We start from the raw sequence: 19,424 nt of genomic DNA, 5'->3' as shown, positions 1-19,424 counted from the left end.
GGTCACACCTTCTCTGTGCGGCGGATGCGTTCCTGGTCGGTTCTTCGTGCGTGGGCGCGGAGCAGTGCGTGGATCCGGTACGGGCCGGGCGGGCCGTCCTCCAGCAGCCCGGCGTCGGCGAGCCGTTCCAGGACCGCCTCGCCGACGGCCGGGACGTCCTCGGGCGTGAAGCCGTCCCCGGGGACCGCGGCCACCCGGAGGAACGCCTCGGACAGTCGGGGGTCGAGCCGGCCCAGGGCTCCGTCGAGGACCGCCGTCACGGACAGCCCCGGACAGTCGGTGAGGGTGAGCCGGGCCAGCGGGTCGTCGCCGAGCCAGTCGACCGCGTCGGCCAACCCCAGCGTGGGCCGGGTCAGCAGACGGGCCGTCAGGATCCGTAGGGCGAGCGGGAACCGGCCGCACAGCTCGGCCAGCCGCCGGGCGGCGTCCGGTTCCGCCTCGACGCGCTCGCCACCCAGCACCGAGAGCAGCAGGGCGTACGATTCGGCCGCGCTGAAGGCGGAGAGCCGCTGCACCCAGCCGCCGTGCGTGGCGACGAGTCCGGCGAGCCCCATCCGGCTGGTGACGATCACGGCCCCCTGCGCCCGCGCCACGGCGGGCAGCAGCGGACGCACCTGGTCGGCGTCCACGACGTCGTCGAGGAGGAGCAGGACGCGTTCGCCGTCCCGTCCGGCGCCCAGGGCGGCCGTCGCCTCCGCCGCGATGCCGTCGGCGTCCCGCGCCTCTCCGTCCGACCGGGTCATCCGGATCAGCGCCCGACCACCCGGGAAGTGGTCCCGCACCAGGTGGGCGACGTGCCGGGCGAGCGCCGATTTGCCAATGCCGGGCGCGCCCGACACCAGGACCGTGGGCGGGTGCTGGACGGCTTCGCCGAGCGGGGCGGTGAGGCGGGCGGCCACCGCGGCGGTCTCGGCCTCCCGCCCGGTGAAGTTCGGCACCGGGGGAACGGCGGGCGGCCCGGCCGCGTCGGCGATCGCTCCGGGCTCCGCCGTGCCGGTGGGCCGCCCCGGGGCGGCCGTGACGGCGGACGTTACGGCCGCGTCAAAGTCCGCGTGCGCCGTCGGCTCATCCGCTCCCGCGGACGCCGGGAGCGGAATCGCGGGCGTCGCGGGTGGGAGCGCGGCGGCCGGACGTACGGTGGCGGACGCCGGGAGTGCGGCAGCGTCCGCCACCCCGGCCGGCGGCCCTTCGAGCGCCCGGACACCCCCGTCAAGGATCCGTGCGGCGGGGCGCAGCACCAGGGGCGCCCGACCATCCGCACCGCTCAGGTCCTCACCGCGCAGAATCGCGAGTTCCAGTTGCTGGAGGGCGGGCGAGGGGTCGACGCCCAGTTCATCGAGCAGGAACCCCTTCACCCGCCGGTACTCGGCGAGCGCCTGCGTCTGCCTCCCCGTCCGGTACAGCGCCTCGATCAGCTGCTCGTGCAGCCGCTCGTGTCCCGGGTATACGCGCGTAGCAGTCCACAGTTCGACGAGGGCCTCGCCGTACCGGCCCAGCCCCAGGAGCAGATCGCAGACCCGTTCCACACTGCGCAGCCGTTCCTCGGCCAGGCGCGGCACCTCATCCCGGTGCAGCACGTCGGAACGCACGTTGGCCAGCAGGGAGCCCTGCCACAGCGACAACGCGTCCTTCAGCTCGCACAGCTCCGCCTCCGGGTCGTGCGACAGGAGCTCCGCGCGCCGCACCTGTTCCCGGAAGCCGAGCAGGTCGAGGGTGTGCGGTCCGGCGGTGATCCGATAGCCGCCCGGTACCGCCTCGATCGACGTCTCGGTCACTCCGTGCTTGGCGAAGAGCCTGCGCAGCCGCAGCACACAGGTCTGGAGCGCGGCCTTGGCTGTGGCCGGCTGCTCCTCCCCCCACACGGCCCGCTGGAGGTGGTCGGCGGACACGACGGAGTTGGCGTGCAGAAGCAGCGCCGCCAGCAGGATGGTCGGCTTCGACGGCTGGAGCACCACGGCTTCGGGCCCGTCCGTGAGGGTCAGCGGACCCAGCAGTTGAAACCGCATCACCGCTGTCTAGTCCCAGCCGTTGACCAGCTTGCACACCTGAACCGGTGCGGAGGTCAGGGGCAGTTGCGCCACGATCGCCTCCGCCTCCGTACAGACGCGCTGGACGACGTACGCGGGCAGGCCCCCGACGGTCTCGGCCTGCGAAGAGGCGGTCCGCTCAACGGGAACGGTGGCGGCGGACGCCGTACCGGCGCCGAAGGTGAACGCGGCGAGAACCAGGCCGGTGGCGGCGACGGTACGCACGAGGGCGGCCGGCTTCCGTGAAAGCGAAGAACTGAACACGTTTTCCCCTTCGGCTGGTACGTCCTGCCGGGGGGTCCCGGCACGACGACGATGCCAGCGAGCAAGGGGCACGAACGGGCCCGGTCGTGTCAGCTTGCTGCACGCCGCGCGGCAGCTTCGTGCAACCGGCGCCCCGCACACGGAGCATCCGGGCAGCGCGGACAGGGCACATCACGACGCGACACTTCATGACACGGCATGACACGACGACGGCCCCGGGGTGTTGGAGGAACACCCCGGGGCCGATCGGTCATCCTACGCGGGCGGCCACCACCCCGATCGACGGCGCTCCCCGCCGACCGGTGCCGGTCGTGTCGGGCCGGCGCCGGTCGCCTGGGCCGTCGCCGACCACGCCGGCCCGTGCCGGCCGCTCCAGCCGGTACCGAACCGGTTCGACCGGCTCGACCGGTGCCGCTCGCCCCGGACGGTGCCGACCACCCGGGCCGGCGCCGCCCCGCAGCCGGTGGTGAGCGCCGCAGTCGGCGGCCAGCGTCTCAGTCGGCGGCGATCGCGCTCAGGACGTTCATCCTGCCCGCCCGGAAGGCGGGGACCAGGGCCGCGAACAGGCCGACGAAGGCCGACCCGACGAAGACCGTGAGGATCGTCGGCCAGGGGATCTCCAGGACGCCGAGCCCCTCCAGAGCCAGCAGCCGCTGCGCCGCCGTGCCCCAGCCCATGCCCAGGCCGAGGCCGAGCAGGGCGCCGAAGACCGCGATGACCACGGACTCCAGGCGGATCATCCGCCGGAGCTGACGGCGGGAGAGACCGATGGCCCGCAGCAGGCCGATCTCGCGGGTCCGCTCGACCACCGACAGCGCGAGGGTGTTCACCACCCCGAGCACCGCGACGATGATCGCGAGCGCCAGCAGGCCGTAGACGATGTTCAGGAGCTGGCCGATCTGGTCCTCCATCATCTCCTTGAAGTCCGCCTGGTTCCGCACCTCGTACTGCGGGTACGCGGCGAGGGCGTCCTTGAGCCCGTCGTAGGCCTCCTTCTCCTTGCCGTCCACGGCCCTCGCGAACATCAGCATGTCGTCCGGCATGGCGTCGGCGGGCAGGTACCGGGCGGCGGTCGTGATGTTGGTGTACAGCGCGCCCTTGTCGACGTTCGCCTCGTCCGAGGTGATCGCGGCCACCTTCAGAGCCGCCGTCCTGCCGCCCGCGAAGGCGACGGTGATCCGGTCGCCGACCTTCACATGGTGCTTGGCGGCGTACTTCTCCCCGACCGACATGGCGTCCTCGCCGTACGCGTCGGCGAGCTTCCCGGCGACCGTCACACGGCGCAGGTCCCGCGGGTACGTGGGGTCGGCGGCGGACAGCCGCTCCTGCGCGGTGCTGCCGTCGGGGTTGGTGAGCTTGGCGCCGACGGACTTGTAGGAGGTGAAGTGCTCGATCTCCGGCACGGCCTTCACGGCCTTCGCCGCCTGGTCCACGATGAGCGCGCCCGAGCCCCCCGTCGACTGGACGATGAAGTCGGCGCCGACCGACCGGTCGAGCTCGTCGGTGGCCGAGGCGACCAGGGAGGAACCGACCACGGAGAGGCCGGCCACCAGGGCGAGGCCGATCATCAGGGCGGCACCGGTCGCCCCGGTGCGGCGCGGGTTGCGCAGCGCGTTGCGTTCCGCGAGCCGCCCGACGGAGCCGAAGACCCGCAGCAGGACCGCGCTGAGCAGCCGGACCACGAAGGCGGCCAGCAGCGGGCCGACCACGATGAAGCCGATCAGGCTGAGAACCACTCCGGCACCGAGCCACGCCGAGCCCTCGCCCGAGGCGTCGGCCCGCGTCGCCGCGTACAGCGCGGCACCACCGGCGAGGGTCAGGACCGCGCCGAGCACGCCCCGCACCCGTCCGGCACGGCCGTCCGCGGGGTTCCCGGCGTCGCGCAGGGCCGCCATCGGGGAGATCTTCCCCGCACGCCGGGCCGGGATGTACGCGGCGACGACGGTGACGACGACACCGAGCACGAGCCCCGTCACCGGGGTCGTCCACACGACGGTGAGGTCCCCGGTGGACAGTTCCATGCCCATGGCGCCCATGAGCTTCATCAGACCGACGGCGAGGCCGACCCCGGCGCCGACGCCGAGCACGGAGCCGACGACGCCGAGGAGCAGCGCCTCGATCAGCACGGTCCGGTTGACCTGCTCACGGCTCGATCCGATCGCCCGCATCAGACCGATCTCGCGGGTGCGCTGGGCGACCAGCATCGAGAAGGTGTTGACGATCAGGAAGACGCCGACGAGGAGGGCGATCCCGGCGAAGCCGAGCATGGCGTACTTCATCACGTCGAGGAAGGCGCCCATCGAGTCCTTGCTCAGGTCCGCGGACTCCTGCTGGGTGCGCAGTTCGTACCCGGCGGTGTCACCGAGCGCGGCGGACACGTTCTTCTTCAACTCGGCGTGCGAGAGGCCGGGTTCGGCGTTCACCTGCACCCCGCTGAAGACGTCGTCGGCGCCGAGCAGCTTGGTCTGTGCGGTGACGGTGTCGAAGTAGACGACCGCCGCACCCGGGTTGGTGACCTTGAACACGGCGATGCCGCTGATCCGCGCCCTGATGTCGCCGTTCGGGGTGATGGTGCGCAGGGTGTCGCCGAGCTTCAGGTGGTGCTTGTCCGCGGTGTCGGCGTCGACCATCACCTCGGCCGGCCCGCGCGGCGCGCGGCCCGATCCGATCTCCATGGAACGCAGGCTGTTCCTCGTCCAGTTGCCCGCGATCGTCGGGGCGCCCGTCGTCGAGCCCATGTTCTTGTCGTGCGCGTCGACGACGGTCACGGACGAGCTGCTCACCACTCCCTCGGCGTCCTTCGCGCCGGTGGCCGCGGCGGCCTTCGCGACGGCGGAGGCGGGCACCGTGGCGGGCTTGCCGTTCGCCGACCGCCCTTCGGATTCCTCGTCGGTCTTCGGGGCGATGGTGACATCGGCCGCGGTCGCGGCGAAGAGCTTGTCGAACGTGGTGTTCATGGTGTCGGTGAAGACGAGCGTCCCGCACACGAACGCCACCGACAGCAGGACGGCGACGGCGGACAGCGCCATACGTCCCTTGTGCGCGAGGAAGTTGCGTCTCGATGTCTTCCAGATGGTCACGACGTCCGCCCGCGCGAGTCGAAGTCCTTCATCCGGTCCAGGACCTGGTCGGCGGTCGGGTCGCGCATCTCGTCGACGATCCGCCCGTCGGCGAGGTACAGCACCCGGTCCGCGTAGGAGGCGGCCACCGGGTCGTGGGTGACCATGACGATGGTCTGGGCCAGTTCGTCGACGGACCTGCGCAGGAAGCCCAGCACCTCGGCGCCGGCTCGCGAGTCCAGGTTCCCGGTGGGCTCGTCACCGAAGATGATCTCGGGCCGGGCGGCGAGCGCCCTGGCCACCGCGACCCGCTGCTGCTGGCCGCCGGAGAGTTCGGTGGGCCGGTGCTTCAGCCGCCCGGCGAGGCCGACCGTCTCCACGACCTGCTGGAGCCAGGCCGCGTCGGGCCTGCGCCCCGCGATGTCCATCGGGAGCGTGATGTTCTCCAGAGCACTGAGCGTGGGCAGCAGGTTGAACGCCTGGAAGATGAAGCCGATCCGGTCGCGGCGGAGCTGGGTGAGCTTCTTGTCCTTGAGCCCGGTGATCTCCGTCTCGTCCAGGAAGATCTGACCGGCCGTCACGGTGTCCAGCCCGGCGAGGCAGTGCATCAGGGTCGACTTGCCGGACCCCGACGGGCCCATGATGGCGGTGAACCGCCCGCGGTCGATGTCGACGTCGACGTGGTCGAGCGCGACGACCCGGGTCTCCCCCGACCCGTACGCCTTGACGACCTGACGTGCCCGCGCGGCAACGGCCGTCCGCCTTCCAGTGCCCGCATGCCTGGGAATGGTCACAGCCGTTGTCACTCTTTGTCTCCTATTTCGCTTGCTGGTCGGATGTCCCGGTGTACGGGTACAAGCCTGGTGTTCGCGGGGCTCCGGCGCGCTGGTGCGCGGCCCCGTCTTCGAGTGGGGTTTTCCCCACCCCGCCCCGGCCACCGCTGCGGACCGGCCCGTGGCCGGCGGCGCTCGCGGTACGGCGGCGCGCTGTGACAAACACGCTAGGGAACGGCTCGCCACCACCACGTCCTCCGACGGGACGAACCACCCCCCGGTCTGTGTGGGGGGCGGCCCTTAAGGGCGCTTCCGCCCCGGAAAGCTCCGCCCGGAAACATGAGGCGCCCGCCGGGCTCACGGTCGTTCCGTGTGCCAGGCGGGCGCCGGCTGGTGCGGTCGAGTCAGTCCCGGGCCGGTTCAGGGCCGGTTCTGTTCAACCTGTTGGACAGATCTTTCAGTTGGTGCGGCTCCTTCTCCTGCTGAGGCCGAGGGCGAGTCCACCGGCGGCCAACAGCGCGCCACCGATCCCGAGGAGGGTGAGTGCCTTCGCACCCGTGGACGCCAGCGGCCCGGAGGACTTGTGGACCGGCGGATTCGGTCCGGCACCCGGGACGTACGGGGTGTTCGGGCCGTTCGGGGTGCCCGGTCCGTTGGGGGCACCCGGTCCGGTGGGCTTGTCGTCCGGCTTGACCTTCACCGTGGAGCTGGCCTCAGGGGAGAAGATCTCCTTGTCGCCCGACTTCCCGGAGGCGGTTGCCTTGTTGACGACCTTTCCGTTCGTCACGTCCTTGGCGGTGATGGTGTGCGCCGGGGCGGTGCAGTCCATCGACGCTCCCGGTGCCAGGCTCGTCGCCGGGCAGGTCACCTGACCGGCGGTGGGGTCCGAGACCCTGATGTCGGTGACGGTACGGGTGCCCTTGTTGGACACCTTCAGCGTCCACTCGATGCGGTCGCCGAGGTCGGTCCTGCCGTTCTTGTTGACGTCGACAGGCTTGGCGGTCTTGACCAGGTCGAGCAGTCCCTCACCGGTGGGCGGGACCGTCACCTTCGACGGCGGCGAGACCGGGGGCTCGGTCCCACCGGGCGGCGTGCCCGTGGCGGTCGCGGAGTTCTCGATCGAACCCGCGTCCACATCCGCCTGCGTGACCTCGTACGACGCCTTACACGTCACACTCGCACCGGGCACGAGGGACTCGGCGCCCTCGGGGCAGACCACCTCGGACAGCTTGCCCGACCCGGTGAACTCACCCTCCTTCACCGTGATGTCCTTGAGGGTCACATTGCCGGTGTTCGTGACGAGGAAGGCGTAGTCGACCTTTTCGCCGGCCACCAGTTGACCGGGCTTCTCGGCCTTCCCCGTCTTGACGACGGTCAGCGCGGGCTTCGGCGGTGCCGGAACCTCGACCTCCGACGGAGGCGAGACCGGAGGCTCGGTCTCGCCCGGCGGGGTGCCCGTGGCCGTCGCGGAGTTCTTGATCGAACCCGCGTCGACGTCGGCCTGGGTCACCTCGTACGACGCCGAACACGTCACGCTCTTACCAGGCGCCAGAGAACCAGCCCCAGCAGGACAGACCACATCCGACAGCTTGCCGCTCCCGGTGAACTCACCCTCGTCCACCTTCACGTCCTTCAACGTGACGTTGCCGGTGTTCGTGACCACGAAGGCGTAGTCGATCTTCTCACCGGCCACCAGCTCGCCGGGCTTCTCGGTCGACGCCGACTTGACGACGGTCAGCGCGGGCTCCTGGGGTGTCGGAACCTTGACCTTCGACGGAGGCGAGACCGGAGGCTCGCCCTCACCGGGCGGCGTACCCGTGGCCGTCGCCGAGTTCTCGATCGAACCCGCGTCCACATCCGCCTGCGTCACCTCGTACGACGCCGAACACGTCACGCTCTTACCAGGCGCCAGAGAACCAGCCCCAGCAGGACAGACCACATCCGACAGCTTGCCGCTCCCGGTGAAGTCACCCTCCTTCACCTTCACGTCCTTCAGCGTGACATTGCCGGTGTTCGTGACGAGGAAGGCGTACTCGACCTTCTCACCGACGACCAGTTCGCCGGGCTTGTCCGTCGTGGCCGTCTTGACGACCTTCAGGTCAGGCTTTCCAGGCGCCGGAACCTCAACCTCCGACGGAGGCGACACCGGCGGCTCGGTCCCACCAGGCGGGGTGCCCGTGGACGTGGCCGAGTTCTTGATCGAACCCGCGTCGACGTCGGCCTGCGTCACCTCGTACGACGCCGAACACGTCACGCTCTTACCAGGCGCGAGGGATGCGGCCTCGGCGGGGCAGGCAACGTCGGACAGCTTCCCGGTCCCGGTGAACTCACCCTCCTTCACCTTGACGTCCTTCAGCGTCACATTGCCCGTGTTCGTCACCAGGAACTCGTAGGAGACCTTCTCGCCCACGACCAGTTCGCCGGGCTTGTCCGTCGTGGCTGTCTTGACGACCTTCAGGTCAGGCTTTCCAGGCGCCGGAACCTCAACCTCCGACGGAGGCGACACCGGCGGCTCGGTCCCACCAGGCGGCGTACCCGTCGACGTGGCCGAGTTCTTGATCGAACCCGCGTCGACGTCGGCCTGCGTCACCTCGTACGACGCCGAACACGTCACGCTCGCACCAGGTGCCAGCGATGCAGCGCCGGCCGGGCAGACGACGTCGGACAGCTTCCCGGTCCCGGTGAACTCACCCTCCTTCACCTTGACGTCCTTGAGCGTGACGTTGCCGGTGTTCGTGACCGCGAACTCGTACTCGACCTTCTCACCGGCCACCAGTTCGCCGGGCTTGTCCGTCGTGGCTGTCTTGACGACCTTCAGGTCAGGCTTTCCAGGCGCCGGAACCTCAACCTCCGACGGAGGCGACACCGGCGGCTCGGTCCCACCGGGCGGCGTGCCCGTGGACGTGGCCGAGTTCTTGATCGAACCCGCGTCGACGTCGGCCTGCGTCACCTCGTACGACGCCGAACACGTCACGCTCTTACCAGGCGCGAGGGATGCGGCCTCGGCGGGGCAGGCAACGTCGGACAGCTTCCCGGTCCCGGTGAACTCACCCTCCTTCACCTTGACGTCCTTCAGCGTCACATTGCCCGTGTTCGTCACCAGGAACTCGTAGGAGACCTTCTCGCCAGCCACCAGTTCGCCGGGCTTGTCCGTCGTGGCCGTCTTGACGACCTTCAGGTCAGGCTTTCCAGGCGCCGGAACCTCAACCTCCGACGGAGGCGACACCGGAGGCTCGGTCCCGCCAGGCGGGGTGCCCGTGGACGTGGCCGAGTTCTTGATCGAACCCGCATCCACATCCGCCTGCGTCACCTCGTACGATGCCGAACACGTCACGCTCTTACCAGGCGCGAGGGATGCGGCCTCGGCGGGGCAGGCAACGTCGGACAGCTTCCCGGTCCCGGTGAACTCACCCTCCTTCACCTTGACGTCCTTCAGCGTCACATTGCCCGTGTTCGTCACCAGGAACTCGTAGGAGACCTTCTCGCCCACGACCAGTTCGCCGGGCTTGTCCGTCGTGGCCGTCTTGACGACCTTCAGGTCAGGCTTTCCAGGCGCCGGAACCTCAACCTCCGACGGAGGCGACACCGGCGGCTCGGTCCCACCAGGCGGGGTGCCCGTGGACGTGGCCGAGTTCTTGATCGAACCCGCATCCACATCCGCCTGCGTCACCTCGTACGACGCCGAACACGTCACGCTCGCACCAGGTGCCAGCGATGCAGCGCCGGCCGGGCAGACGACGTCGGACAGCTTCCCGGTCCCGGTGAACTCACCCTCGTTCACCTTGACGTCCTTGAGCGTGACGTTGCCGGTGTTCGTGACCGCGAACTCGTACTCGACCTTCTCACCGGCCACCAGCTCGCCCGGCTTCTCCGTAGTCGCCGACTTGACGACCTTCAGGTCAGGCTTTCCAGGCGCCGGAACCTCAACCTCCGACGGAGGCGACACCGGCGGCTCGGTCTCACCCGGCGGCGTACCCGTGGCCGTCGCCGAGTTCTTGATCGAACCCGCATCCACATCCGCCTGCGTCACCTCGTACGACGCCGAACACGTCACATTCGCACCAGGCGCGAGGGACGCGGCACCAGCCGGGCAGACCACGTCCGACAGCGTGCCGCTACCAGTGAAGTCCCCCTCCTTCACCTTCACGTCCTTCAACGTGACGTTGCCAGTGTTCGTCACCACGAAGGCGTACTCGACCTTCTCGCCGGCCACCAGCTTGTCGGGCTTCTCGCTCTGCCCCGACTTGACAACCGTCAGAGCGGCCTCGGGCGGCGCAGAGACCTTCGCCTCGGACGGAGGCGACACCACGGGCTCACCCCCGTCCGGCGGGGTGCCGGTGCCGGTGGCGGTGTTCTCCAGCGAACCCGCGTCGATGTCCTTCTGGGTAACCGTGTACGTGGCGGTGCAGGTCACGCTCTTGCCCGGGGCCAGCGGGCCGTCCGGGCAGTCCGCCACCGGCGCGGTGCCGGTGCCGGAGAACGAGGTCTCCTTGACGGCCAGGTCCTTCAGTTCCACGTTCCCGGTGTTGGTCAGCACGAACGAGTACGTGATCTTCTCGCCCGCGGCCTTCACGGTCTGGGGGTCGGCCGTCTTACGCACGGACAGCCCCGGGACGAGGGGAGCGCCCTCGGTCGAGGACTCGTTGTTGTCCGGGGTCGGGTCCTTCTCGTTGGCGACGACCTTCGCGGTGTTGGTCACCGGCTTGGTCATCCCGGCCGGGCTGTCCGCGGTGATGGTGATCGTGTTCTCCGCACCGGCGAGAGTACGGCCGCCGACACAGGTCACCGTGTTGCCGGCCACCGTGCAGCCCGGCGTCGAGCTCTTGACGTTGGTGAGCGGTGCCGGAACCACGTCCGTGACGGTGTAGCCACTGGAGTTGCCGGGCCCGTTGTTCTTCACCGTGAGGGTGTAGGTGACGGGGGTCCCCGGCTTGAACGTCTCGGGGCCCTTCTTCACGAGCGCGAGGTCGGTGGGCAGACCGGGCGAGGCCGCGCCGTCATTGTTGCCGCTGGCGGGGCCGGGTGAGGAGGAGACGAGGGTGAACGTCGGATTCGCCGACCCCGGGTTGGTGATCTTGATCTGGTAGACGGTGCCTGACACATTGTCGGAGATGCCGATATTGCCATTACCGAACGTCCAGGCCGCACCGAATCCGCTGGCGGTCGCCGGAACCACCGCGCCAAAGGTCGTGACTGTCTTGGTCGCGCCCAGGAGGTCGACACGGACCACCTTGCCACTTGGATCGAGGCCCCAGAAGTAGCCGTCCGCGTACGTGAGATCGGAGGCGGTCGGCACCATGGGCAACTGGATCGTCGAGGTCACCTTGCCGGTGGCGGCGTCCACCCGATAGGCCACGTCGGTGGCCGTGGAACCCACGTAGAGACCGCCGTCCGGGGCGAACGCGCCCCAGTTCAACGAGCCCACCTTGGCCTCGTTGCCCACGCGGGTGACGACGCCCCCCTGCCCGATCCGGATGATCGAGCCGATCGGCATGGCGGTCGACGCGCCCCCGACCACCCCGTACAGGTAGTTGTCCGCCGGGTTGTAGCCGATGGCGTTGTAGGTGAGTCCGGCTACGGCCCCGCCCTCGGGTTGGAAGGTCACGCTGCCGGAGGCCCCGGTGATCGCCTTGTAGAGGCGCGTGGGCATGTCCTGCGCGACGAAGACCGTCGGGTCGGCCGGGTCGAAGGGGTCACCGGCCGCCGCGTATGAGGCGGGGGCGGTGAACAGCGGGGCCGCGAGGGCGGTCATCCCCGACACCAACACCATCGACAGGACACCGGCGAGCGAACGGCTTCGTCTGTGTCGCCCCCGACGGGTGCGCTTGATGGCCATTCAGAACCCTCCCGGCTTACGTCTGGGCCCGACACGGCCTCCCTGAGCCTCGCCCCATGTCATGCGGGCCCTCTCGCCCCCCTGCGTCCCAGGTCGGGGCGCCGACGACCACTCCGGCCGTCCTCCCCCGGGCTCATGCATGACGGCACGGAACCGCCTCAGTCCATCCATTCCTGGCTACCCCTCTATGTGAGACATCCAGTGACTCATGGCGTCAGATACCCATAGAGGCCACATATGTGACGGTGTGGGCATCTAAACCTAAGATCGAAGTAAAGCACCGAACCGGCCGTTCAGCATGATTTGCCGGTTCTCTCGCAAACATGGCGTTTCGCCCGTGCCAGACAAGGCGGGAGAACCTCGGCCGGATGAGCAGGGACCACACGGTCGGCGGCGGGCCGTCCGAGGCCGGAGGTCCCTCGTACGAGGGACCCACGCGGCCACCCTGCGCACCGAGGAGTCGCACGGGCACCGGGCGGGCCCTGACGCTTCCCGGACCACACCCGGACGACAGCCGCACCTGGACGGCATCGGGGCGGCACCGGAGCGCCCCCGCTCTCGATGCCCGGCTCCGTCGGCGGGGCGCTGGACGATGCCCGGACGACGCCCGGTCGACATCGGGGCGGCACCCACTCGGCACCGCGACGACACCCCGACGACTCGGCTCCGGTGTCACCTCACACAACTGAGCCAATCGCGTCGGCAGTTCGGGCCAAGGACTCCCCAACACCGCATACCGGCGAGTAATGTTCACGCTTCCGACAGCACTCCCCACCCGCACTCCTGCCTTGCCGTCCAGCCAGGAACCGAGCCATGCAAGGAGCAGCACGCCGATGTCGCACGGAAACCCCCCACCCCCGCAGCAGGCCGACTACCTGCTGCCCTGGCAGCACTCGCAGCCCCTGCCGCCCCTGGCATCGACGCCGACGCCGGGAACCTCCTCGCCCCCTTCCTCTCCCGCCCGGACGCCCACCGCCCATACGCCCGACCAACGGCCCACCCGCCACGGCGATCTGCGCCGACTGCGCACCTCGTACCGGACACTCAGACGCGTCGCGGTCCTGACCGCACTCGGCTACTTCCTCGTCTTCCTGGTGCTCTCCGGCTTCGCCAAGGAACGCCTCGAACAACCCCTGTTCGGCGGTCTCCCCCTCGGTCTGGCACTCGGAATCTGCCAACTGCCCGTGATCCTGCTCGCGATCGTCCGATACGAACGGACCGCCCGGCGCACGGTCGACCCGCTCGCCGCCCGGCTCCGCAGCAGGGGAGCCGGACAGTGAACGGATTCGACGAGTCCGCGCGGTCGATGTCGCTGGTGGCCTTCATGGCCGTCGGCACCCTCGCCCTGCTGCTCTGCGTGCTGGTCGGCCCCGACCGCGACGACCTCGACGAGTTCTACACCGGCTCCCGCACCCTGTCCCCGCGGCGTGCCGGCTTCGCCCTCGCCGGCGACTACCTCTCCGCCGCCACGGTCCTCGGCACCACAGGCATCATCGCCCTCACCGGGTACGACGGGATGATCCTCGCCCTGAGCATCACCCTCTCGCTCGTCCTGCTGATGTTCCTGCTGGCCGAACCCCTGCGCAACGTCGGCGGGTTCACCATGGGCGATGTCTTCGTACGCCGCGCCCCCGGCCGCGCGGTCCGCATCGCCGCCTGCGCCACCACGATCGCCGCACTCATCCCGATGATGGTCGTCCAACTCGCCAGCAGCGGCGACCTGCTCGCCTTCATCCTGGGATTCGACAGCTCCCTGTTCCGCACGGGCGCCATCATCGGCCTCGGCACGCTGATGATCGGCTACGCGGCGATCGGCGGCATGCGGGGCACCGCCCTGATCCAGATCGTGAAGACCGTCGTCCTCCTCGTCGCCTCGTTCACCATCGCCGTCATGGTCATGAACCGGTTCGGCTGGGACATCGACGCCCTGCTCTCCGCCGCCCGGCAGGGCAGCGGCGCGGGAGCCGCGTACCTCCGCTCCGGGCTCCAGTTCAATGGCAGCGGGCTCGACATGGTCAGCTCCGAACTGACCGTCGTGCTCGGCGCGGCCTGTCTGCCGCACGTCACCATGCGCCTGACGAGCGCCCGGTCCTCACAGGTCGTACGCCGCACACTGTCCTGGGCCGTCGCTGTGGTGGCCGGGATCTGTCTGCTGCTCGTCGTGATCGGCTTCGGCACCGCCGCGTTCGTCGGCCACGAGCGCGTCACCGCCGCCGGGGCCTCCGGCAACAGCGCGATCCTCCAGATCACCGGGGCGGTCGCGAGCGGCGGCCGGTTCGGGGCCCTGGTCGTCACGACGATGACGACCGCGATCTTCCTGACCCTGCTCGCCTCCGTCGCCGGAATGATCCTGGCCTGCGCCAACTCCCTCGCGCACGACCTCTTCGCTCACGGACTGCACGGGGTACGCGACCCCGCCAGAAAACCGCTGCCGGGCCTCTCCGAGATGCGAGCGGCCCAGATGTCCGCCATCGTCGTCGGAATCCTCGCCACGAGCCTCGCCGTCGGGGCCCGGCACTGGAACGTGCAGGCCCTGGCCACGCTCTCGTTCTGCGTCGGGGCATCCGCCCTGGCCCCGGCCCTCATCTACAGCATGTTCTGGCGACGCTTCACCCGCACCGGGCTGCTCAGCACCCTGATCGTCGGCACCGCCAGCGTGATGGTGCTGATCACCGGCACCAACCTGGTCTCGGGCTCGCCCTCCTCGGTCTTCCCGGACCTCGATTTCAACTGGTTCCCGTACACCACGACCGGTCTCGTCTCCATCCCGGCCGGTTTCCTGGCCGGCTGGCTCGGCACGGTCCTCCCCCGCCACGCGGCACCTGTGGCCCGCCGCCTCTACCAGGGCGAGGAACCACGCATCCTGGCGGGCGCGGCCCCAGTAGGCGCGGCGCCAGTGTCGCGTGGCGGATGACGGATCCGACCGGAGCGGGGGCTTCGAGCGGAGCGGGGCTCCCGACCGCTCCGGGAGTGCGATCGGTGCGGCGGTGCAGCGCGCTGGAGGATCGTCCGACCGCTCCGGTCACCGACCGCCAAAGGCTGTCGGTTCGGTGTCGCACTCCGCCCACACCGTCTTCCCGAAGGGAGTACGGGGAACCGCTCCCCACCGAGCCGCCAGCACGTCGACGAGGACCAGACCGCGCCCCGACTCCTCGTCACCGGCCGGGCTGGACGGGTCGACGGGCGGCAGCTCCGGGCACGCGTCGGACACCTCGACGCGGATACGCCGGACGCTCGTCTCATACGTCGCGCTCAGAAGGAAGTTCCTGCTCCGGACCCGGCCATGGCGCACAGCGTTGGCGGCGAGCTCGGCGACCACCAGGGCAACAGTGCAGGAGGTATCCGACATCGGCGGGAACCCCCACTGGTCGAGATGCCTCACCGTCACCCGCCGAGCGAGCCGGGCACCGCGAGCGGTGGAAGGGAACTGGCGTGAGAAGAAAGACCGCTGGCCTCCTTCGCACGCCTCCGGCTCCCGCACTTCCGCGTGTTGAGCCCTATCCGGCTCCCGCTCCGGCCCGTTGTCCGGCACAGTCACTGTCCTGAGCATGGTGCGCGCCCTTCCCATCCAATCGTTCCTCACGCATCCCACAGAGTGCGGAATCCGCTACGTTCCGCAGTCAAGAATCGACCGGCATACCTAGGGTCGGAAGGTGACGAAGCATTACCATCCGGGCCGTAAGCAGAGGAAGTGACGCCATGGCCAAAGCGATCGACCCCCAGCAATCGATGGCCGCTTTGTTCGGCTCACGCGTACGCAGACTCCGTAAGGCGGCCGGGCTGACCCAGGCCGAGCTGGGGCGCATGACTCACGTCGTCAGCACCCGCATCACCCAGATCGAGCGGGCCTCCGGGGCCAAGCCGTCCGAGGAGCTGGCCCAGGCCCTGGACGCCGCGCTGGTGGCGGACGACCTGCTGGTCGACCTGTGGCCGTACGTCTATCGGGAGGCGTTCCCGGACTGGGTGCAGGCGTTCATGACCCTCTCGGCACGGGCGCGGGCGATCAGGGAGTACGCCGCGCATGTCGTGCCGGGCCTGATCCAGACCGAGCCCTACGCACGGGCGCTCCTGAGCGTCGGACGCACGCTCAGGAACAAAGAACACCTGGAGGAGAGGCTGTCGGCGCGCATGGTCCGCCAAGAGCGCCTGCGCGGTGCCGACCGCCCCGAGCTGTGGGTGATCCTCGACGAAGCCGTGCTGCGGCGCCCGGTGGGCGGGCCGGACGTCATGCGGGACCAACTGGCCCGTCTGCTGGCCACTGCCGAGGAACCCCACATCACCGTGCAGGTACTGCCGTTCGCCCACGGCGAGCATGATGTCCTGGGCGGCTCACTGACCGTTCTGGACCTTCCCGACGGCACGGAGGCCGCCTACACGGAAGGCGCGCACTACGGCCAGTTGATCGAGGAATCGGAGGAGGTCAGGCGCTTCGCGGTGACCTACGATCACCTCCGGGCAGCGGCTCTGCCCCCTCATATGTCGCTCGACACGATCCGATCCGCGATGGAGGACAACCATCATGACGCGACCGTCCCGTCCCGATTTGACCGCCGTCGCCTGGCGCAAAAGCAGCTACAGCAATCAGGAGGGAGGCAACTGCGTCGAGGTGGCGGACGAATTCCCCGGAGCCGTCCCCGTCCGTGACAGCAAGACGACCGACGGACCGGCACTCACCTTCCCCACGCACTCCTGGACCTCGTTCATAGACGAGCTGAAGAAGGACCACCGCTTCCACCCCGGCCGGTAATCAGCGGGCCCTCAGAACAACCCGCTCGCCACCGCATGATCCGATCCGCGATGGAGGACAACCACCATGACGCGACCGCCCCGTCCCGATTTGACCGCCGCCGCCTGGCGCAAAAGCAGCTACAGCAATCAGGAGGGAGGCAACTGCGTCGAGGTGGCGGACGAATTCCCCGGAGCCGTCCCCGTCCGTGACAGCAAGACGACCGACGGACCGGCACTCACCTTCCCCACGCACTCCTGGACCTCGTTCATAGACGAACTGAAGAACGACCACCGCTTCCACCCCGGCCGGTAGCCGACGCCGGAGCCTCCGTGGCATGCATCGCTCCGCCCGTCGTCGGGGCTGGGGCCGGCCTTCCGCCTCGGATGGCTGTCGGGTGACCTCGAACCGGGCGGCCACGCCCTGGTACACGTGCTTCCACCCTCAGGTCACCCGGCGGCTCAGTCCTTCGGCTTCGCGCTGGACCCCGGCTCCGCGTCCGACTCGGGCTCAGCCTCTGGCGCCTCCTCCGCCGGGGCCGGGGCCACCCGCCCGGTCAGCGCCGCCAGCGAGTTGCGCACATGCGTCATGTGCGCGTGCACCTCCTCTCGCGCCTCCTCGTGCTCCCGCAGCACCCGTTCCGTCTCCCGGACCACCCGCTCCTCGCCGGCCCTGGCCGCCGCCGTCAGCTCCGCCGCTCGCGCGTCCGCGTCCTCCCGGGTGTGTCGTGCGGCCTCTTCCGCCCGGTCCCGATCCCGCCGCGCCTCGACCAGCCGGGCCTCCGCCTGGTCGGTCAGCTCGTCGTGACGCGCCGCCTGCGCCGCCTCGGCGTCGGCCAGTTCGTCCTCGGCCGCCTTCCACCGCTCGGCGTGCTCCTGCTCCTGGTGCGCGAGGACGCTCTCGGTACGACGGCGCGTCTCCTCCATCACGAACCGCGCGTCCTCCCGCGTCCGCTCGGCCTCCGTACCGGCCTCGGCAACGATCCCCACGGCGTCCTTCCGAGCCGCGGCCACCGTCTCCTCGGCGTACTCCCCGGCCGCCGCACGCATCGCCTCGGCATCCGTCCGCGCCGACCCGCGCACCGCCCGGCCCGCCTCGTCCGCCGCGTCCCGCACCGTCTGCGCCTCCTCCTGCGCGGCGCTCCGCATGGAATCGGCCTCGCCCTCCGCGAGCGCCAGGATCCGCTGGGCGCGCTCACCGAGCGAGGCGTAGTCCTGCGGGGCGAGCGTGGCGACCACCTCACGCAGCCGGACCGCCTCGGCCGACAGCTCCTCCAGCTTCGCGGTCAGTCGGGACACCCGCTCCCTTGACTCGTCCCGCTCCGCAACCAACCCGGCCAGGAACCGGTCCACCTGCTCCGGACGGTAACCGCGCCCCCGTACGCCGACGTAGCCAAGTCCGGACCCCGGTGCAGAACTCATGCCTCAAGCCTCTTTCCGACTCGCCGAACAGCAGCAATACGTCAAGGATGCGGCAATTGGCCAAGAAGTCGGAATCGATCAGCTGCATTCCGGACGGAAGCGACAGGCATCACAGGCACCGCACACCACGGCGCCCGGCCCCTTTCCAGGAGCCGGGCGCCGATCCCGCAGGCCCGACCACATTCGCCGGTTCAGCCCATCCGCGCTGTCAGAGCAGCCCGTCCCACATCTGTTCGAGCAGTACGGACCACCAGCTCTCCGGCGACGCCAGCGCCGCCGCGTCCAACGCGGCCAGCTGGGCCTGGAAGTCGACCGTCCAGCGGCCCGCCTGCTCCGGGTTGAGCCCGAAGCGCAGCCGCCACATCCGGCCGAGCAAGGCCATCGAGCGCTGGAACTCCGGCAGCCCGGTGTTCACGAACTGCGGCGCCCCAGGCTGCCCGTCCGGCCCGGCCTCGACCGGCACGGCCACGATGTTCGCGGTCCCGTACTGGACACAGACCGCCCGGCCGAAGTCGGTCCCCAGCACGAGGTACGCACCCGCGTCCGACGCCGCCTGCACCTGCCGCTGCGCGGCCAGCTCGGCCAGCGTCGGCACCACCGGCTGCGCGGGCTGCGCCCAGAAGAACGGCCCGAAGTCGGCGGGCAGCCCCGCCCACACCAGCGCCTGCGCCACGATCTCGGGCACGCCCTGCCGGGACACCGAACGCTGGTCGAAGCGCAGGATGCCTTGCGGGCCGAAGGCCTGCACCATCTCCTGGGCGATGCCGTCCGGCGGCAGCGCGGGCGCGGGCGGCATCTGCGGCAGCGGCGCCCGCACCGGCGCCGGACGGGCCGGACCGTCCGCCACCTGGTGCAGTTCGCCCTGATGCGTCAGCAGATGCTGCATGCCCTGCTGCCGGCTGGCGTGATCGGTTCCGTACGGGGCGACGCTGGTGATCCGCACCTGCGGCCAGGTCTCACGGATCATCCGCGCACAGTAGCCACCCGGCAGCTCGCACGACTCCAGCTCGGTGTGCAGCTCGATGACCTGCTGCGGCGGCACGTTCATCGCCCGCAGCTCGTAGAGCATCTGCCACTCCGGGTGCGGAGTCCCGGGCGCCGAGCGGCGGATCAGCTGCTGCTCGCTGCCGTCGGGCGCGCGGTAGCGCAGTACGGCCTGGTAGCCCGGCCCGACGGTCGGCTGCCCGGACGGCTGCGGATATCCGTACGCCTGAGGCGGCGGGGTGTGCCCAGGAGGCGGTACGGCACCGGCCCCACCAGGGACCCCGGGAGGGCCGGGAGGCTGCGGAGCACCGGGGCCACCCATGCTCGGGTCGGC

At 70.2% G+C, this 19,424-nt stretch carries 13 protein-coding genes; 5 read left to right on the top strand and 8 right to left on the bottom strand.

Annotated elements, in window-relative coordinates; all coding sequences use genetic code 11:
• Nucleotides 1-2: 2 nt before the first annotated feature.
• The 5 genes from ACIHCL_RS16285 to ACIHCL_RS16265 form a co-directional block, all read right to left on the bottom strand.
• Nucleotides 3-2,006, bottom strand: coding sequence for a BTAD domain-containing putative transcriptional regulator (locus ACIHCL_RS16285; protein ID WP_399862115.1), 2,004 nt, complete (start codon nt 2,004-2,006; stop codon nt 3-5).
• A gap of 9 nt (nt 2,007-2,015) precedes the next feature.
• Nucleotides 2,016-2,291, bottom strand: coding sequence for a hypothetical protein (locus tag ACIHCL_RS16280; RefSeq protein WP_399862113.1), 276 nt, complete (start codon nt 2,289-2,291; stop codon nt 2,016-2,018).
• Between the two features lie 494 nt (nt 2,292-2,785).
• Nucleotides 2,786-5,371, bottom strand: a complete 2,586-nt coding sequence (locus ACIHCL_RS16275; RefSeq protein WP_399862111.1) for an ABC transporter permease — start codon at nt 5,369-5,371, stop codon at nt 2,786-2,788.
• Nucleotides 5,368-6,156, bottom strand: coding sequence for an ABC transporter ATP-binding protein (locus tag ACIHCL_RS16270; protein WP_399862109.1), 789 nt, complete (start codon nt 6,154-6,156; stop codon nt 5,368-5,370). The genes ACIHCL_RS16275 and ACIHCL_RS16270 overlap by 4 nt, the downstream gene beginning before the upstream one ends.
• A gap of 424 nt (nt 6,157-6,580) precedes the next feature.
• Nucleotides 6,581-11,875: a DUF6923 family protein gene (locus ACIHCL_RS16265; protein ID WP_399862107.1), complete on the bottom strand. Its 5,295-nt coding sequence runs from the start codon at nt 11,873-11,875 to the stop codon at nt 6,581-6,583.
• Nucleotides 11,876-12,792: 917 nt separating this feature from the next.
• On the opposite strand from ACIHCL_RS16265, the gene ACIHCL_RS16260 reads away from it, so the two are divergent.
• Nucleotides 12,793-13,239, top strand: a complete 447-nt coding sequence (locus tag ACIHCL_RS16260) for a DUF485 domain-containing protein (protein WP_399862105.1) — start codon at nt 12,793-12,795, stop codon at nt 13,237-13,239.
• A complete protein-coding gene (locus ACIHCL_RS16255) occupies nt 13,236-14,873 on the top strand; it encodes a cation acetate symporter (protein WP_399862103.1) in 1,638 nt (545 codons plus the stop codon). Before ACIHCL_RS16260 ends, ACIHCL_RS16255 begins: the two co-directional genes overlap by 4 nt.
• Before the next feature lie 108 nt (nt 14,874-14,981).
• On the opposite strand, the gene ACIHCL_RS16250 is transcribed toward ACIHCL_RS16255, so the two are convergent.
• Nucleotides 14,982-15,509 carry an ATP-binding protein gene (locus tag ACIHCL_RS16250; RefSeq protein ID WP_399862101.1) on the bottom strand — a complete coding sequence of 176 codons (528 nt, stop codon included), beginning with the start codon at nt 15,507-15,509 and terminating at the stop codon, nt 14,982-14,984.
• A gap of 179 nt (nt 15,510-15,688) precedes the next feature.
• Here ACIHCL_RS16250 and ACIHCL_RS16245 point away from each other — a divergent pair, with 179 nt between their 5' ends.
• The 3 genes from ACIHCL_RS16245 to ACIHCL_RS16235 all read left to right on the top strand — a co-directional run bounded on the left by ACIHCL_RS16245 (nt 15,689) and on the right by ACIHCL_RS16235 (nt 17,000).
• Complete coding sequence (locus ACIHCL_RS16245; protein ID WP_399862309.1) at nt 15,689-16,603, top strand: Scr1 family TA system antitoxin-like transcriptional regulator; 915 nt, start codon at nt 15,689-15,691, stop codon at nt 16,601-16,603.
• Nucleotides 16,566-16,706, top strand: coding sequence for a DUF397 domain-containing protein (locus tag ACIHCL_RS16240; protein WP_399862099.1), 141 nt, complete (start codon nt 16,566-16,568; stop codon nt 16,704-16,706). Before ACIHCL_RS16245 ends, ACIHCL_RS16240 begins: the two co-directional genes overlap by 38 nt.
• A 66-nt stretch (nt 16,707-16,772) precedes the next feature.
• Nucleotides 16,773-17,000 (top strand): DUF397 domain-containing protein, encoded by a 228-nt coding sequence (locus tag ACIHCL_RS16235; protein ID WP_399862097.1) that lies wholly within the window; start codon nt 16,773-16,775, stop codon nt 16,998-17,000.
• A 146-nt stretch (nt 17,001-17,146) separates the two neighbouring features.
• Here ACIHCL_RS16235 and ACIHCL_RS16230 read toward each other — a convergent pair whose 3' ends face one another.
• The gene (locus ACIHCL_RS16230; RefSeq protein WP_399862095.1) at nt 17,147-18,106 is read right to left on the bottom strand and encodes a cellulose-binding protein; all 960 of its coding nucleotides are present in this window, start codon (nt 18,104-18,106) and stop codon (nt 17,147-17,149) included.
• Between the two features lie 208 nt (nt 18,107-18,314).
• On the bottom strand, nt 18,315-19,424 hold a 1,110-nt coding region (locus ACIHCL_RS16225; RefSeq protein ID WP_399862094.1), incomplete at its 5' end, for an SUKH-4 family immunity protein.

The organism is Streptomyces sp. NPDC052042, from assembly GCF_044548345.1.
Classification (GTDB): domain Bacteria; phylum Actinomycetota; class Actinomycetes; order Streptomycetales; family Streptomycetaceae; genus Streptomyces.
The sequence above is the reverse complement of the archived record's forward strand: the minus strand, read 5'-3'. Positions and strand labels throughout refer to the sequence as shown.

Coding starts and splice junctions, on each gene's coding strand:
- ACIHCL_RS16285 (WP_399862115.1), bottom strand. CDS start 2,006: ATGCGGTTTCAACTGCTGGGTCCGCTGACCCTCACGGACGGGCCCGAA.
- ACIHCL_RS16265 (WP_399862107.1), bottom strand. CDS start 11,875: ATGACCGCCCTCGCGGCCCCGCTGTTCACCGCCCCCGCCTCATACGCG.
- ACIHCL_RS16260 (WP_399862105.1), top strand. CDS start 12,793: ATGTCGCACGGAAACCCCCCACCCCCGCAGCAGGCCGACTACCTGCTG.
- ACIHCL_RS16250 (WP_399862101.1), bottom strand. CDS start 15,509: ATGCTCAGGACAGTGACTGTGCCGGACAACGGGCCGGAGCGGGAGCCG.
- ACIHCL_RS16245 (WP_399862309.1), top strand. CDS start 15,689: ATGGCCGCTTTGTTCGGCTCACGCGTACGCAGACTCCGTAAGGCGGCC.
- ACIHCL_RS16235 (WP_399862097.1), top strand. CDS start 16,773: ATGACGCGACCGCCCCGTCCCGATTTGACCGCCGCCGCCTGGCGCAAA.
- ACIHCL_RS16230 (WP_399862095.1), bottom strand. CDS start 18,106: ATGAGTTCTGCACCGGGGTCCGGACTTGGCTACGTCGGCGTACGGGGG.